This window comes from Shewanella goraebulensis (genome assembly GCF_030252245.1).
In the GTDB taxonomy this organism is placed as follows: Bacteria; Pseudomonadota; Gammaproteobacteria; order Enterobacterales; family Shewanellaceae; genus Shewanella; species Shewanella goraebulensis.
Genome location: NZ_CP126972.1, coordinates 3,687,569 through 3,704,458 on the forward strand (window position 1 = coordinate 3,687,569; position 16,890 = coordinate 3,704,458).

Here is a 16,890-nt window from a genome sequence, read left to right on the forward strand (position 1 = left end):
ACCGTATTATAGTAAATACTTTCATTTTAATTTGAGTAAGGCGAGTCAAAGCGTTTCTAACTCAAGCTATCTTACGGTTTTATGCGTGGACTGATATTGACGTTGTTATTGATAACTTTGTTTAATAGAATGATAAACCTCTAAAAACTCATCACTCTCTAAATCTTCAGGTGTAACCGGCAACCCACGAGTAGCAAAAATATCTAAGCGTTGCTCAAGCTCTAGTCCAGCTCTTAGCTCACCTGTGTAATATGCTGCCGATCGAATAAAGTCTAAGTACGTTACGTTTTCTGGCATGTAATGTAAATCAGCCCATCGTTCCACAACTTCCATTACCTCTGGCGCAAAATCCCAAGTTTTTAAAATAGCGCGACCAATTGGACCTTGCATTTTACGGACTAAACCCCGCAATTGATCAATACTGCTAAATGCATCAGGCCTTGATTCGGCTTCAGACAATACAGGTAAAGCGCCAATGTTATGCACAAGCCCTGCAAGTGTCAGTGTTTCTGGGTCAAGCTTTTTACTTGGGTTGCGCTTATTGTACATCGACAACATCGCTCCTGAAGACGCAGTGACTTCAATTGATGTTTGCCAGACTTCATCCATCACTTGCCAAACCATTTCATTGGTCGAAATAAATAACTGCTCAAGAGCTACCGAAGTAACGATAGATTTAATTTGTATTAGCCCAATACGATTAACTGCAGCGCTGATATTTTCAGCTTTATTACCTCGGCTATATAAAGCACTATTTGCGACTTTAATGATACGCGCAGAAATCGCTGCATCTTGACCAATAATGTCACCGACTTGTTTTAAACTTGAGTCTGGTTGCGACACGACTTCCTGTACCCTCATGGCCACTTCAGGCAGTGTAGGAAGCACTAAAGCGTCGTCTTTAAGCTTCTTTAATAGCCCAACCAATAATTGGTGTTCAGTTGTCATGCATACCGCCTGTTATTTTATTGTTGTTGCTTTGTTCGGATTATATCAGTTATGTCACTTATTTGAATAAAGAAAAAGCACTAATCTTCATAAAACAGTTTATTTAATTAGTCATAGTTAAATTAGACAAAGCCCACAATCACAGATGAATTATTTGCATTAAGCAACCATACTTAAGTAAAATGCCGCCCCCCGCGCTGTGCGTGAATTTCCATCAAATTGAGAGTGATTATGTTTAGACCAGAGCTATTGTCTCCAGCAGGAACATTAAAGAACATGCGTTACGCCTTTGCCTATGGTGCAGATGCGGTGTATGCAGGTCAACCTCGCTATAGCTTACGCGTTCGAAATAATGACTTCAAAATGGAAAACCTTGCCATGGGGATTAAAGAAGCCCATGCGCTAAACAAAAAGTTATATGTGGTAAGTAACATTGCACCACATAACGCCAAATTAAAAACCTATATCCGCGATATGGCGCCAGTGATTGATATGAAACCCGATGCGGTCATCATGTCAGATCCGGGTCTTATCATGATGGTACGTGAAGCTTTCCCAGATCAAACAGTACATTTGTCTGTACAAGCCAATGCGATTAACTGGGCATCAGTTAAGTTCTGGCAGCAACAAGGCATTAAACGAGTCATCTTGTCTCGTGAGTTATCACTTGATGAAATTGAAGAGATTCGCCAGCAGTGTCCAGATATTGAACTAGAAGTCTTTGTGCACGGCGCTTTATGTATGGCTTATTCAGGTCGTTGCCTGCTTTCAGGTTACATCAACAAACGCGATCCTAACCAAGGTACCTGCACAAACGCATGTCGCTGGAAGTATGATGTTCATGAAGCTAAGCAAACTGAGACTGGCGATATTATTGCGGTTAACCCGCAAGGTATTGTCGATCAAAATGGCGTGCAAATAGAAACGCCTACATTAGGCGCTGGCCAGCCTTCTGATGAAGTAGTACTACTTCAAGAACCTGGTCGCCCTGGTGAATACATGCCAGCTTATGAAGATGAGCACGGCACTTACATCATGAACTCGAAAGACCTACGTGCAATTCAACATGTTGAGCGTTTAACGAAAATGGGTGTGGATTCATTAAAAATCGAAGGCCGCACAAAGTCATTTTATTATGTCGCTCGCACCGCACAACTTTATCGCCAAGCGATTGAAGATGCAGTTGCTGGCAATGACTTTGATCGTACATTGATGCATAACCTTGAAGGGTTAGCGCATCGCGGTTACACCGAAGGTTTCTTGCGTCGTCACGTACATGATGAATATCAAAACTATGACTACGGTTATTCAATTAGTGACACCCAACAGTTCGTCGGTGAATTTACCGGTAAGCGCAATGAAGCTGGCGCTGCAGAAATTGATGTAAAAAATAAATTCTTAGTTGGTGATAGTGTCGAAGTAATGACGCCACAAGGCAATTTAACCTTAACCATTTCAGAATTAGTTAACCGTAAAGGCGAGTCAGTGGAAGCTGGGCTAGGTTCAGGACATTTCGTGTTCTTATCTGTGCCTAATGAAGTTGAATTAGACAAAGCTATTTTGATGCGAAATCTTCCTCAAGGGCAAGATTCTCGAAACCCGCACCAAGAAACGGCACCAGCAGAGTAATATTTATGGCTTTAATAATTGACGATAGCTGTATCAATTGCGACATGTGTGAGCCTGAATGCCCTAATGAAGCTATCACCATGGGTGAAGAGATTTACGAAATCGATCCTGCTTTATGCACTGAATGTGTAGGACATTACGACAAGCCAACATGCATTTCGGTTTGTCCGATTGACTGTATCGATCCAGACCCTGCACATGCTGAAACGCCTGAAGAGTTAAAGTACAAGTACCAAGTGATTACCGGAAAAGTTTAAGCTCACTTACTACTAGTCTTACATTTATGACTTTAGGCCAAGGTATAAAGATCAAAAAAGGCGCTTTATTAGCGCCTTTTTTATTACTCATTTTTTATCACTTGCTTCAATAATCAAGTTTAAAACGTAATTTGCTTTACGCCATCGCAGAATTGTTGTCATTAGAATAGCTTTGCAGCGTTTGTAACGTAATGGCCAACTTTTCAATGCTTAACCGTACAGGTTGTGGCAGCGCTTCTAGCTCGATGCCTAATAGTAAATTCTTCACCTCTAAACCTAACTCAGTATCCCCTTCAATACGCAGTTTACGCTGAAAGAATAAGGTATCAGGGTCTTCTTTAGCTGCCGCAACAAGTAATAACTCAGGAACATTAGCAGTAAAAGTCACATCAGCTTTAGTTAGCGGACGTAATAACAATTGCCCATCAAAGCTGATTTCAAAATGTAAGCCAATATCTTGTACTGAAATAGCCACCCATTTAGATTGTAAGAAGTCTAATTCACCGAACTTAATTTGCTCAGATAATGTCAAAGTAAGCAGCTTAGCTAACAGATCCAATTTGACTTTTTCAGGCACGACTGCCAATGATTGTGTGGCCACTTTTGGCGCTAAACCTAATACATTTTTAGCAACTTTACTTGAAAAACTAATAGACATTCATACTCCTACACTGCCTAGAATTATATTTAAGCTAGTTTACTCACATTTTATCAATTGAAACCTGTTTCAAATCAATTCATGTGACGTCATTCAACTTTACACTCCCTTTCAACAGCAATTAGAGAGAGAGAAAATGGAACTCTTGTGCCCCGCAGGAAATTTAGCTTCGTTAAAAGCCGCTTTTAGAGCTGGTGCAGATGCGGTTTATCTTGGATTAAAAGATGATACCAATGCCCGTTCATTCGCTGGATTGAACTTTACTCCTGAACAAATAAAACAAGCCACCAAGCTTGCTCACAGTCAAGGTAGAAAGGTCTTTTTAACACTTAATACTTTTCCAAAACCAGGTGAAGAATCCCGCTGGTATCAAGCCATCGACTTAGCAGCCAATATAGGTATGGATGCACTGATCACCGCAGATATATCACTATTAGATTATGCAAGCCGTCGCTATCCACATTTGCCACTGCATTTATCAGTTCAAGCCAGTGCAACCAACCTTGCAGCTTTAGATTTCTATCAGCAAGCATTTAATATCGAGCGCGCCGTATTGCCACGGGTGTTATCAATTAAACAAGTTAAAGATTTAGCTAAAAATAGCAGTGTTGAGCTAGAAGTGTTTGCCTTTGGCAGTCTTTGCATTATGGCCGAAGGCCGATGCCACTTGTCTTCTTATGTTACCGGTCAATCACCTAATACTGGCGGCTCTTGCTCTCCTGCTAAGCATGTCAGATGGCAAGAACAAGGCGATAAATGCCTAACTCGGTTAAATGAAGTGCTAATTGATACTTCAGGCGTTAACCAACAACTTGGTTACCCTGTGGTATGTAAAGGCCGCTATATCGCTGAAGATCAGAGCCAAGCAAACTATTTATTAGAATCTCCAACAAGTTTGAATACCTTAAGTCTGCTGCCACAACTGGCATCAGCTGGCATTAAATCTTTAAAAATTGAAGGAAGACAGCGCAGCCCTGCCTATGTTGAGCAAGTCACACGAGTTTGGCGAGAAGCAATTGATAGCTTTTTAAACCACCCTGAATCTTTTACCGAGCAAGCTAGATGGAATCAAGTTCTCGCAAAAGTGTCTGAAGGACAAGTCACCACATTAGGCGCATACGAACGCCAATGGCAGTAAGGTAAATATTAATGAAGATTTCTCTCGCACCAGTAAGTTTTTGCTGGGATAAAGCTACGATTGAACAATTTTATCAAAAGGCAGCAAACAGCCAAGTTGATACAGTGTACTTGGGCGAAACCGTATGTAGCAGGCGCCGCTTGCTTAAATTTAATGATTACCTTGAATTAGCTCAGATGCTCAAAAGTCATGGCAAAAAAGTCGTGTTATCAACTATGGCATTAATTGAAGCCCAGTCAGAGCTATCAGAACTTAAAAAATATATCGATAATGGCGAGTTTAGTATTGAAGCGAATGATATGGCTGCTGTGCAACTTGCTAGACAGGCAAAAGTCCCATTCATTTGCGGGCCTACGATTAACAACTATAACCGTGCCAGTTTAGATATATTACAAACTATGGGAATGAAGCGGTTTGTTATGCCTTTTGAATTATCAAAAGTATGGTTGAATAATGTGATATCTCAGCCGGCTAAAGCAAACTTTGAAGTAGAAGTTATGGGGCATGGCTACATACCATTAGCGCATTCAGCCCGTTGTTTTACTGCTAAACATTTTGGTTTAAATAAAGACAATTGTGAAACAATTTGTCAGCAATACCCAAAAGGAATACTAGCTCAAACTCAAGAGCAACAAGACCTGCTAAGACTTAATGGCATTCAAACTCAGTCTGCCTCACATATTGACTTAACAGACGAGTTGATGACAATGCAAAAAATGGGCGTGGATTACTTTAGGATTTCTCCGAGCAGTATCGAATGTTTGAATATTGCTAATGAACTGGCAAATAAACTCACATCACCACAGTTAGAAAATGAACTTATCATGACAACTGCAGAGCTTAATAAAAAACTAAGCCCGCAAGCATGCAATGGCTATTGGTTTGGACAAGCAGGATTAGAGCAAATATAGTAACTGTAGACTATAGAATAATTAAGACCTTTTGCCTTGTCGGTGGGGCAAAAAATACCATCGACAAATACTCAGCATCCATATCCACATCGTTACAATACTGCACCAAAATAATATTGATAACCACCATATTTCAGGTTTAGGTGATTGCGACACTATGGCTTGAAACAACATACCTTCAGATATAGGTTTACCACCTATACTTTCACGCCAATACTCATGAGATAAAATAGCACCATGGATCAGTAAAATCATACAGCTCAAAATAAATGGCATACACAGTGGCATTTTTCGCTCTATAGCACACTCAATAAGACACAAAGCAGCACTCACAAAACCAAAGTAGATATAAATAGAAACTGCATGTATGTGTAAGTGATGCACATTAAGTGGAAACAAACCAATGGCAGCAAGGGAGATAAAAGTAATCACTAGTGACAACCAAAATAAGCCACTGGAGAATCGACTACTCATTTGTAACCCAAACAAACAGCTCATGGTTAAACTTAAACTTCCGAAGAATAAACCACCATTAATCAAAATCGCAGTAGATGAGCGATTATAAGTCCCCAGTTCACTTAATGAGAACTGCAATAAACTATATTTATCACCATACTGAATATATTCAATTGCAATAGATAAAACGATACCAAGAAAAAGGCCGAACAAACCCAACAAACCAAATAGGTAAGCTAACCTTGCGATATTTTCCGTTTTATTAATGATCACTGTTTGGACATTTCCTTATAAATTCAGCTCTATCATACTCAATCTTAATGGATAAAACCCCTACTCACATCTAAATGTATTAGATTTAGATTTAAATTTAAGTGTTCATTTCAAAAAAATACGCTATTTATAACCCCTTCTGTAACAGTTTCAAGCTGAAACAAGTCGCACTAACTCAGGCAACACCAAAGAAACCACAACAAAACAAACAGGCAACACATTGATTACAAACAAATTAATACGTGCATTTACCAATAAACCCTATAGAATATAGATAAGCAAAATAACTCAATAACTATTCGTTAAAGTGAATAGTTTTACTTAGACTAGATAAGCAGGTAACCTTGCCTCGCTTATTGCATCATTGAATGGACATTCAACATTTTTCCCACTGGACGGTTTGACACAATCAACCATAATTATGTGGTCAATTGGTAAGGCATATATAAAGTGACTCAAGAAACACAAAAACATAACATAAAGACAATACTGACCTTTATCATCCCGTCACTGATCGGTTTGTTATTATTCATGACTCCGATAAGTTATAACGACGCAATTACTATCCCAATTGCAATCTTGTCAAAAGCGGTTCAAAGTCAGTTTGCTGAAATACTGCCATTAATCGTCACCTGTATTGTCGTGTTTATGGCAATCATATCCGTGCTAACAAAAATCATTAAACCTAAATTGGTGCAAGATAAACCTTTTCTTAACACCTTACTCAATGTGTCACCTTTTTGGTTGATCGTACGCATTTTAGGCGCTGTATTTATTGTACTCACCTATTTAGAAATAGGATCAGAGGCCATTTATTCCGCTGATACTGGCGCGTTAGTTCTCAACGACTTACTACCGGTGCTATTCTCGGTATTCATTTTCGCTGGTATGTTATTACCTTTGTTACTAAATTTTGGCTTATTAGAGTTTTTCGGCACAATGCTGACCAAACTCATGCGCCCTATTTTCAATCTACCAGGAAGAAGTGCTATTGACTGTATGGCTTCGTGGTTGGGTGACGGTAGCGTTGGTATCTTAATGACCAACAAACAATACGAAACTCGTTTTTACACTGAACGTGAAGCTGCTGTGATTGGCACAACCTTCTCTGCGGTATCTATCACCTTCAGTTTAGTTGTTATTTCACAAGTTCAACTTGAACATCTGTTCGTGCCATTTTACTTAACTGTTTGTTTAGCCGGTTTTGTTGCCGCGATTATCGTGCCTAAGTTACCGCCATTATCGTGGAAAAAAGACTTATATATCGATAACACACCTCGTCATCCAGATGATGAAATGATCCCTAAGGGACATGGCGTAATGTCTTGGGGTTTTGAGCAAGCATTAAATAAAGCATCTCGCGCAGGCGGCGTTAAGCATGTTCTGCAAGAAGGTGTTAAGAATGTTGTAGATATGGTGTTTGGTATTATTCCAGTAGTAATGGCTATCGGTACCGTTGCCCTAGTTTTAGCGGAAAACACACCTATTTTTGATTACCTAGGTATGCCGTTTATTCCTTTATTAGAACTACTACAAATACCAGAGGCTGATGTTGCTTCAACGACAATTGTGGTTGGGTTCGCTGATATGTTCTTACCATCAATTTTAGCCAGTTCAATTGAGTCTGACTTAACTCGCTTTGTCATTGCCGCTTTATCAGTGACACAGTTAATCTACATGAGTGAAGTGGGCGCATTATTGATTGGTAGCAAAATCCCAGTTAACTTTTTCGAGTTGTTTGTGGTATTTATTCTACGTACGTTAGTGACATTACCTGTTATTGCGCTATGTGGCCATTTACTGGTTTAGTTAATAGTTATTCCCATAGCGATTGATAATCTGTATTACCAATAAAAAAAGGAGCCAAAGGCTCCTTTTTTTGTTTCAGTCTGTTTATGTGTAGGCTCTGGGTCATGGTGATAATGTTTCAACCCTTTATGTTGTAACTAAGTCATTATTGGCATTCATTTTGATATCGCGTATTCTTAATTTACTAATAAAACAACAATGATGACAGCTGACAAACTATGTCATCATTAATCTGTCGCTTCAGTAAGTGGGTGGAATAGTTTATGGATGAAAGAAGAAAGTTCACGCGTACCTTATTTGCCGCTACTGCTTCCATCACTATTGAAGGCAAAACTTATCGCACTGATATTTTAGATTTAAGTATCAACGGCGCGTTAGTATCGACTCCAAAAGGCTTTATTGCGAACCAAGGAAAAGAAGTTGCTTTAAGCTTTTTACTGCCTGAATCAGATATTGTATTAAGTATGGATACAATATTGGTTCATAAAGAAGTCAATCACTTAGGTCTAGAATGCCATCACATTGACCTCGACAGTATTAGTCACTTAAAACGCATTATTGAACTCAATATTGGTGATGAGGCTATATTGCAACGAGAATTAGCTCAATTGATTAGTTTGTAATGCCCCTCAATGGCGCTGAAAAATGATATAGATAAAGATGGCAGTTATCACAATCACCAGTGAGTACATTAGGCCCAAAGGTTAGACAATATAGGCTTTCAAGGCCAATGATTGTTCACTGTAATAATCTAGTTATCAAATAAAAAATACTCTAAGGCCACTTTCTGCATCAAATAGCAACCTTCCTAACCTCTACTGTATAAAGCTAATTAATTAACTCAAGTAATTCATGTATCGTTTTAATCGGGTGTATCTTAGCCCCTAAACCTTCCATGGACTTGTGATAGTTTCGGTGAGGAATATACACTTCAGTAAAGCCGTGTTGCACCGCTTCTTTTACTCTTGGCACTCCACTATCAATTGGACGGACATCACCATTCAAACTCAATTCACCCATAATACAAGTGGTTCTTGGCACAACAAAGTCATTCAAACTGCTGAGTAAAGCAGTCACTAAAGCTAAATCAATACAGGTTTCCGACTCATCAATTTTAAGGCCACCGACAAGGTTGAAGTAGGTATCATGAAAGATTTTGGTGCGGGTATGCTTACGCAGTACACCTGTCAGCATCTTGATCCGATTCATGTTTAATCCCACACAAACCCGCTGTGGAAACTCGCCTTCGGTTTCAGTAGTTAAACATTGGATCTCAAGCAATAAATTGCGATTCCCCTTTCGAATACAAGTAATCGCAGCGCCAGGAGATTCTGTTGTCGATCCTGATAAGAAAATTTCGCTTGGGTTATCGACACTTATCATGCCCCGCTCAGTCATTTTAAAAATGCCAACAGTATCGACATCACCAAAACGGTTTTTATTAGCTCTTAAGGTTCTTATCTGACCGTCATTACACTCAATGTGGGTAAGACAATCGACTATATGAATTAAGGTTTGTGGCCCAGCGGTTTCGTTATTTTTATTAACATGAGCAACTAAAAACATCGTCACGTTATTTTGCTTACAATATTGAGTTAAAGCTTGTGCGCTACTTTTAACTTGTGATGGTGAGCCTGGGCTACCATTTGCTGAGTCAGACACCACAGCTTGAATCGAATCGATAACTGCAAACTTAATTTTTTTTGCATCAAGCTCGGCAATAATAGCTTCAACATTGGTTTCTGCCATTAAATACAAATTATCTTCGTTATAGTTAAGCTTGAGTCGGTTAACTCGGTTTTTAAACTGCGACAATGATTCTTCAGCGGTACAATATAGCGATGGAATCACTTGTGACATACGGGCAATCAAATCAGACAATAAGGTAGTTTTGCCAGCCCCAGGATCGCCAGAAATAATATTGACAGACCCCGTAGTAAGTCCACCACACAGTACTCGATCGAGTTCGCCAATACCCGTTAATTGCTTTTGCGCTTCAAACTCTTCAACGTCACCTAGTTTTTTAGAGCCACCGCCCACTGAACCAGCATAACCTGCTACAGATGCTGAAGATGGCTTAACCGCAGCAATGCGCACTTCAGAAATAGTATTCCATTCTTGGCAAGCACTACATTGACCTTGCCAACGTGGAAAATCCTGTCCACATTCATTACATACAAACGCTGTTTTATTTTTTGCCATGCTTCTCTGTCGCTGAGTTAAACCCTTAAATTGAATTCAAGAGTAATATTTAACCTTAACGGGTTAATATCGTATTTAAATAATTATATTACTTGCTTTAACAGACACATAAATTAAATTTGTATAAAGTAAGTATGTATTGAGCCGATAAGATTACCAGTCAGGCTTAAATTTAGCACCTAGTTATCGCACCATAATTGAAAAGAGCCAATGAGCATAGAAGACCATAGTCAGCTGATAGAACAACTAAAGCCGCTACTGATGGAGCCAGACTTCAAAGATGTCTTTGAAAAGCTGACTATCGACGAATCTAATTCGACTCGATTTCTTCTAAAAATGGAGCTCAATCGTCTTTCTGCCTTGTGTACTCGCATTATCGATTTGCGCGAAAAAACAGAACTAGGGTGTGAAGAAGTCAAAATTGCTACGCAGCGTCACTTTCTAGATGAACCCGCAAAAGCTTCACTCGTTCAAGCCCTACAAATTTACCGTAATAAATACACTATCGGTGTTTATGAGCATGTACTTAATGAACATAGGCAGCGTAAGAAACAATTACGTCAAAATAAACAAGAACCAGTTAACGAAACCTCAGAGTTAGTGGTGCCTGGTGTTGTAATGGGAAGTTACTTTAATCGCAGTGAAGAACGCATGAACTACTCCATTCGTATCTCTGCATCTCAAAGTGGCGGCTCGGAGGTTTTCGGTGCAAGCCTTGATTTATCGGTGGGCGGAGCTAGAGTTCGACTTCCAACTAAACATCGCTTTGTTCAAGATAAGCCTTTGCGTATTAAGCTGCTGGAACTTAATGAAGAGTTCTTTTTTGAAGACCTACAAAATGGGGTTGATTATCAAATTGTAGATGTCCAAAACAAAGATGATAATGCCATTATGCGCTTACGTCGAATAGGCGATAGTGTTGAGTTAGATAAAGTTCTTACTGAATTAATCCGCGGTTATAAGTTTCGCTATAAAGTTGATGTAAATGACGTCATTGTCAATGCTACAGGCTTAGGGTTCGAGCGTCATTACCTGCCAATGTTAGCCCATATGCCGCTGTATATTTCAGTATCTAACGGCAAGCCATTTATCAGTCATCAATTATTAAGTCGAGGTAATCAACCAATATTACAATATTTTATTGATGAAAAAGAAGTGAGCCAACTGCCCAGCATGCTCACCAATAATCGTTTGGTTAACTTAATTAAATATCCCAATGAAACGGATCATAGCTTGTTTTTTTGTTTTACCCACCAAGCCAAAGGTGTTACCCAGTACTTTTCAGCTTCATTACATGAGTTAAAACAGCACGACTCCATGCAGCTATTTTTTGGCTTTGGTGCGGCAAAACTCAGTTGGCGTATTTTTAAAGTCGTTCAGCAAAAGGTTGATCATAAACTCAATTATAAAACCTCAACGTTGCCAGGTGACGAAGACCACTACTCAGCATTAACTGAGCAGCAATTAGCTAGATTCAGCTATATATTGCAACTTATTGATTTGACCAATGAAGATGTAAGACCCAATTACAGAGCATGGTTTAATGAAGGCGATAACGTTAATGAACTTAAACTCTTTAACCAAACCAAGCTGAAAAAGAACACAATAAAGCGTTTATCCATGCCCTTTAGTGAGCGAAGAAGAGAGGCTCGTTTCGCTTTTAAAACCATCATTGAAATTGAACAAAGCGGTAAGAAAAGTCGTGGGATCTCTCATGATATCTCGACACGCGGAATTCAGTTTACCCTTGAAGATAACACCCAGTTTTCAGCCCCTGCCGAAGTCAAATTAAACTTCCCTAAACTTCAAGCTATTGCAGGTAAAACCGAGCTGTCAAAATTACCATATCAACTTATCCGCAGTCGAAACGATCACCAAACGCTACATTTATCAGCAATTGTTGGTCACGAGCCACATGCTGGGGTTGAATTTCTGAACAAGCTCATTAACCATAATCGAGATAAATTTGAGCAGTTGTCTGATGACGAAGGCGAGTTAAAAGAATTGGCTGATGGGATGAAGAACTTATTGCTTAGACAACTTGTTGGTGTTCCCTACTTTGTTGAGAAAACCAAAAAGTCAGCTCAATTAGCCTGTATTGGTATTGGCACTAAAACCGATGAAATTAGCCATTTATTTGCAGCTGGCTCAATTAAACCTCTTAATTTTAATTTAACACCATTATTTGATGAAACTCAGTTTAAACAACTTATCATCGACCCCATTAGAGCGATGAAACCTATTGATGGAGCAAAATATTTTGAAGTTTTTCTGCAAATATCTCGTCAAGGAAGAGGCGCCATCAATATTCAATCACAATTAATGAATGACTTTGATAGTCGTACAGCGCAAATAAAGTTTATTAGCCATGCTCAAGCAGTTGGACGCTTTATGGCACTTAGAGTTTATTATGGTGCCACTGAAAAGCCAGACATGAGCTATATCCGCCGCGAAATGGAATATATCACCATTCATGCCAACCATAGAGCAAAGCAGCTTGAAGAACGCTTATGGCAGGTTATTGGTAGCGGAGAACTGTTAGATATTACCGCTGAAGTCGAAGTACGTTTCCCTGAATTACACCTTCACCATTAGCAAGAAAGCTAAACTATTCAGGTCAAAATTAAACGGCTCTGGTGATATTGATTAAACTAACACACATGCTAATTTCAAAATCGGTTATACCAATCACTTACAAGTGGAAAATGATCTGTCACAGCCAATTTATCCGTTAACATACCGCCGTGAGTGTAGTCACGTTTAAATCCTTTACGCTTAGCAAGCAAAGTATAATCTGCATTAGCAAGCCCGCACTCTTTCATCATATCTTTCACATCAGACGGATTACCTAACACAAAATCTTTTTTGCCGGCTATAAACCAGCTCTGCGGCCAAACAATGTTTTGCACCGCTTCGGTATAATTAAATTGATCATCAGCATCAATCCAATCGCCTCTTACCCAATCAATGGTTTGCAACAATGACAGCTTGCTTTCGTTATCCATCCCAAGGCGGTATTTATCAGCAGCAAGATAACCTTGATACTTAGTCATCAGCGGTGCGAGTCGATTCCAAAATAAATCCACCATCATGGTTTTGCGAAATGACTTCACTTTAATGGTTCGTTTACTACCAAAAGTCACAAAAGATGCGACTTGTTTTCGTAAATATGCCAAACGAATATAACTACTCGCCATCAATACCCCGCCCCATGAGTGCGCGCACCAATGTACTTTTTCCGCAGTAGCATGTTTGAGCACAAAATCGTGCGCTATTGGCAATTGCTCCAAAATGACCTCTGTTTGGCCCATATGATAATCAGGACTAATCCTAGGTTCACTTTCCCCTCTGCCAGCTGTATCGAGTACATAAACATCATAGCCTTGTTCAGAAAGATAACACCCTAAGCCTTTCCCTGACGGACTGTAAAAAACACGCCCATTAGACATAGCACCATGAAGCATCAAAATAGGGGCTCGATTATGATTCACAGATGAAGATAAAGGCAGTGCTTTAAGATGACGAAGGTGAAGTTTTCCGTCTCGATAAGGAAGGTAATGAGATTGCTGCATACAAATTTGGCTACATCCGACATCATGAATATAACTACGTTAAACACAGCGAGTGTTAATTTCAAGTTAATTAGAGTAAAAAATCTAATAACAAGTCAATCGAGTAAACTGCAGCCTTGAAAAGATTAGCCGCAGTTTAGTAACTCAATCAAGGAGAATTTGCTGTAAACATTTTAATCTATCATCAAAAACTAAAACAGTTACAGCTATCAACATTGATTGATAAATCAACTGACTAGAAAAAGTTAATTAACCTTGTAGATAAAACACTAAACAACGTAAATCGAGTTTTTGAATACTCGCATCTGCCGCAGCAAGCAGTTTAGGTTTGGCATGAAACGCTACTCCAAAGTCTGCTGCGTTAACCATAGGGATATCATTAGCACCATCTCCAATCGCCATGCGTTGCCCTATCGCTATTTGCCACTCAGCGCTGCATTTATCGATTACATCAGCTTTATACTGTGCATCAACCACTTGCCCTGTCACTTCACCTGTAAGCTTGCCATCTTCAATAACGAGTTCATTAGCGTAAGCAGCGTCCAGTTTTAGCAGTTCTTTTAAATGACCAACAAAGGGAGTGAATCCTCCTGACGCTAACACTAATTTCCAATCATTTGGTTTAAGTTCAGCAACTAAGCTTTCAAGCCCAGGCATTAACGGTAAGTTTTCACATAATGCGGCGATAATATCTTCACTTGCACCAGCTAACTTACTTACTCGTAATCTCAAGCTTTCTTCAAAATCCAATTCACCTTGCATTGCTCTTTCTGTCACTTCAGAAACGGCTTCGCCCACACCAGCCATAGCCGCAAGTTCATCAATGCATTCTATTTGAATTGCTGTAGAGTCCATGTCCATGACTAATAGACCCGGCTTAAAAAAGCTTGGTAATGGCTGAGTCACCTCAAGTAGCTCAGCTTTAATATCTGATGGGAAATGCGCTATTAAATCAGTTAACCGCGTAGATGAAGCAATCTCGAATCCCTTTAAGCTATTGTGACGCATCAATACTGCGATTGAACAATCTTGATTTAATAGCTCAAACCACTTACTGATTTGCTCTAAAGCTAATTCATCAAAGATAACTCTAAACCGGTGTGGCTGTTTAATTTGGATATTATTGAGAAACTCATCTTCAAAATAGCGAGTCAATGTAATATCACTGTAAGTAAAAGACGCATCAAACCCTGAGAATAACCACGTTAGCGCTTGTTTATTTTTCTGACTTTCCATCGACTGCATTTCCTCAATGATTGCGACTATCTACTATGATTTATTTCGATTAGTATTAATTAAATAGAAAATTTACCAAGGATTAAAGTGATTTTTGTTAAAGGTCTTAAGAAAAGTCAAAGAATCAGCAGGATTGTTCAAATCGTCTTGGCGATTATACTGTTAATTGGACTCACACACCTGTGGAAGTCAAGCCTCAATAATGGCCAGCAACTGCTTAACTCTCAAACTCAAATCATGGCTAGATTATTGGCTCAACAAGCAGCTAATGGGGCAGCCCCTGCTATGTACCTACAAAATGATGAGCAACTTCAGTGGCTTGCAAACGCGCTCATTGATGACCCTAAAGTCATGTCGGTGAACATCTATGATGCCCAAGGTGTTAGACTTGCCTTTGCACAATCAGTATCTGAAGATGAATTTGATGCTGATGACCAAGAATTAAAACAACTTCTTTCCCCTTATCCGCCGATGATAGAAAACGTACTCCAAGGCGAAAATAACTTGGGCTATATTGAGGTTCGACTCAATTTACGCATTTTCTTTGATGAAATAAAAACCTTATATCAAGAAAATATGAAGTTACAGCAAACTATGCTCATCGTCGCGGGCATCATTGGTTTACTACTATCAAGAGCATTATCCTTTAAACGCGCTGATTTTGATCGCCGTAAAACACGCGCGAAACAAGGTCGAAAAAACAGTAATTTATTGCAAAAAAATGCCGCTGAAAATGACGAATTAGATGAAGAACAACTTAATCAACAAGAACAAAGTGACAGTGAGCTAATTGACAGTCAACAAGGAAGTGACGAGCTAAGTAATTCTGAAATGACTGATTTAGAGTATCAAGAGCTCTCAGGTATGACAGATGAGCCGGTTAAGAAAGAAGACAACATTGCTTCAAAGAAAGCTTCAGATAAATAAGCAAATTAGCCATACTCAATAAAGACATTAAAAAAGGGATAACGACAACGTTATCCCTTTTTTGTGCTTAACAAAATAACTCGATATTAAAGAGTAATTGCCGCATCTAATGTCATTACGATCATGTCATTGAATGTAGTTTGACGCTCATCAGAAGACGTTTTTTCGCCAGTTCTGATATGGTCAGAAACAGTCACTACACATAATGCTTTAGCACCAAGTTCGTGAGCTACACCGTAAAGGCCTGCAGCTTCCATTTCGACGCCTAATACACCCATTTTTTCCATAGTATCAAACATAGAAGGATCTGGAGTGTAAAATAAGTCAGCTGAGAATACGTTACCAACACGGATGTTAGTACCGTGAGCTTTAGCTGAATCAACTACAGCACTCATTAGGCCGTAATCTGCAATAGCAGCAAAATCTTGACCTTTGAAACGTAGACGGTTTGCTTGTGAATCAGTACAAGCCCCCATACCGATGATCACGTCACGAACTTTTACGTCAGTGCTGATTGCGCCACAAGTACCAACACGAATCAGGTTTTTAACACCGTATTCTTTGATTAGCTCGTGAGCATAGATTGAACAAGAAGGAATACCCATACCTGAACCCATAACAGAGATGCGAGTCCCTTTATAAGTACCAGTGTAGCCAAACATGTTACGTACATCAGTCACTAGCTCAACATTTTCTAAGAACGTTTCAGCAATGTATTTTGCACGTAATGGATCGCCTGGGAATAAAACTGTTTCGCCAAAAGCACCGTCAACAGCATTAATATGTGGTGTAGCCATGAAAAACCCCTATATTTTTATCTTAAATCTTTAATATTAGTAATTAAGTCATCCCCTTAATTACCGAATGCGATTCT

Annotated in this window: 15 protein-coding genes; 8 read left to right on the plus strand and 7 right to left on the minus strand. The window is 39.3% G+C overall.

Annotation, left to right across the window (positions count from 1 at the left end; genetic code table 11):
- Positions 1-105: 105 nt before the first annotated feature.
- Positions 106-948, minus strand: a complete 843-nt coding sequence (locus tag QPX86_RS15630; RefSeq protein WP_220752860.1) for an HDOD domain-containing protein — start codon at positions 946-948, stop codon at positions 106-108.
- Positions 949-1,179: 231 nt separating this feature from the next.
- Between QPX86_RS15630 and trhP the strand changes: the two genes are divergently transcribed.
- Both trhP and QPX86_RS15640 read left to right on the plus strand, forming a co-directional pair.
- Positions 1,180-2,577 carry a prephenate-dependent tRNA uridine(34) hydroxylase TrhP gene (trhP, locus tag QPX86_RS15635; protein WP_220752861.1) on the plus strand — a complete coding sequence of 466 codons (1,398 nt, stop codon included), beginning with the start codon at positions 1,180-1,182 and terminating at the stop codon, positions 2,575-2,577.
- Positions 2,578-2,582: 5 nt separating this feature from the next.
- Positions 2,583-2,834: a YfhL family 4Fe-4S dicluster ferredoxin gene (locus QPX86_RS15640; RefSeq protein ID WP_220752867.1), complete on the plus strand. Its 252-nt coding sequence runs from the start codon at positions 2,583-2,585 to the stop codon at positions 2,832-2,834.
- A 136-nt stretch (positions 2,835-2,970) separates the two neighbouring features.
- On the opposite strand, the gene ubiT is transcribed toward QPX86_RS15640, so the two are convergent.
- Positions 2,971-3,492, minus strand: coding sequence for a ubiquinone anaerobic biosynthesis accessory factor UbiT (gene ubiT, locus QPX86_RS15645; RefSeq protein ID WP_220752874.1), 522 nt, complete (start codon positions 3,490-3,492; stop codon positions 2,971-2,973).
- A 136-nt stretch (positions 3,493-3,628) separates the two neighbouring features.
- Here ubiT and ubiU point away from each other — a divergent pair, with 136 nt between their 5' ends.
- Together ubiU and QPX86_RS15655 are read left to right on the plus strand one after the other, a co-directional pair.
- Positions 3,629-4,630 carry a ubiquinone anaerobic biosynthesis protein UbiU gene (gene ubiU / locus QPX86_RS15650; protein ID WP_220752875.1) on the plus strand — a complete coding sequence of 334 codons (1,002 nt, stop codon included), beginning with the start codon at positions 3,629-3,631 and terminating at the stop codon, positions 4,628-4,630.
- A gap of 11 nt (positions 4,631-4,641) precedes the next feature.
- Positions 4,642-5,541, plus strand: coding sequence for a U32 family peptidase (locus QPX86_RS15655; protein WP_285163158.1), 900 nt, complete (start codon positions 4,642-4,644; stop codon positions 5,539-5,541).
- Between the two features lie 21 nt (positions 5,542-5,562).
- Here QPX86_RS15655 and QPX86_RS15660 read toward each other — a convergent pair whose 3' ends face one another.
- Positions 5,563-6,270 carry a hypothetical protein gene (locus QPX86_RS15660; protein WP_220752879.1) on the minus strand — a complete coding sequence of 236 codons (708 nt, stop codon included), beginning with the start codon at positions 6,268-6,270 and terminating at the stop codon, positions 5,563-5,565.
- A gap of 531 nt (positions 6,271-6,801) precedes the next feature.
- Here QPX86_RS15660 and QPX86_RS15665 point away from each other — a divergent pair.
- Positions 6,802-8,079 carry a YjiH family protein gene (locus tag QPX86_RS15665; RefSeq protein WP_374758480.1) on the plus strand — a complete coding sequence of 426 codons (1,278 nt, stop codon included), beginning with the start codon at positions 6,802-6,804 and terminating at the stop codon, positions 8,077-8,079.
- 263 nt (positions 8,080-8,342) lie between these two features.
- Positions 8,343-8,702: a PilZ domain-containing protein gene (locus tag QPX86_RS15670; protein WP_285163159.1), complete on the plus strand. Its 360-nt coding sequence runs from the start codon at positions 8,343-8,345 to the stop codon at positions 8,700-8,702.
- A 205-nt stretch (positions 8,703-8,907) separates the two neighbouring features.
- On the opposite strand, the gene radA is transcribed toward QPX86_RS15670, so the two are convergent.
- Complete coding sequence (radA, locus tag QPX86_RS15675; protein WP_285163160.1) at positions 8,908-10,281, minus strand: DNA repair protein RadA; 1,374 nt, start codon at positions 10,279-10,281, stop codon at positions 8,908-8,910.
- Between the two features lie 210 nt (positions 10,282-10,491).
- Between radA and QPX86_RS15680 the strand changes: the two genes are divergently transcribed.
- The gene (locus QPX86_RS15680) at positions 10,492-12,876 is read left to right on the plus strand and encodes a PilZ domain-containing protein (protein WP_285163161.1); all 2,385 of its coding nucleotides are present in this window, start codon (positions 10,492-10,494) and stop codon (positions 12,874-12,876) included.
- Positions 12,877-12,950: 74 nt separating this feature from the next.
- Here QPX86_RS15680 and QPX86_RS15685 read toward each other — a convergent pair whose 3' ends face one another.
- Positions 12,951-13,853 carry an alpha/beta fold hydrolase gene (locus QPX86_RS15685; protein ID WP_285163162.1) on the minus strand — a complete coding sequence of 301 codons (903 nt, stop codon included), beginning with the start codon at positions 13,851-13,853 and terminating at the stop codon, positions 12,951-12,953.
- Positions 13,854-14,102: 249 nt separating this feature from the next.
- Complete coding sequence (gene serB, locus QPX86_RS15690) at positions 14,103-15,089, minus strand: phosphoserine phosphatase SerB (RefSeq protein WP_220752897.1); 987 nt, start codon at positions 15,087-15,089, stop codon at positions 14,103-14,105.
- Between the two features lie 87 nt (positions 15,090-15,176).
- Here serB and QPX86_RS15695 point away from each other — a divergent pair, with 87 nt between their 5' ends.
- Positions 15,177-16,016, plus strand: a complete 840-nt coding sequence (locus QPX86_RS15695; protein ID WP_285163163.1) for an AhpA/YtjB family protein — start codon at positions 15,177-15,179, stop codon at positions 16,014-16,016.
- A gap of 86 nt (positions 16,017-16,102) precedes the next feature.
- On the opposite strand, the gene deoD is transcribed toward QPX86_RS15695, so the two are convergent.
- Positions 16,103-16,813, minus strand: a complete 711-nt coding sequence (gene deoD / locus QPX86_RS15700; RefSeq protein ID WP_102526917.1) for a purine-nucleoside phosphorylase — start codon at positions 16,811-16,813, stop codon at positions 16,103-16,105.
- Between the last annotated feature and the right edge of the window lie 77 nt (positions 16,814-16,890).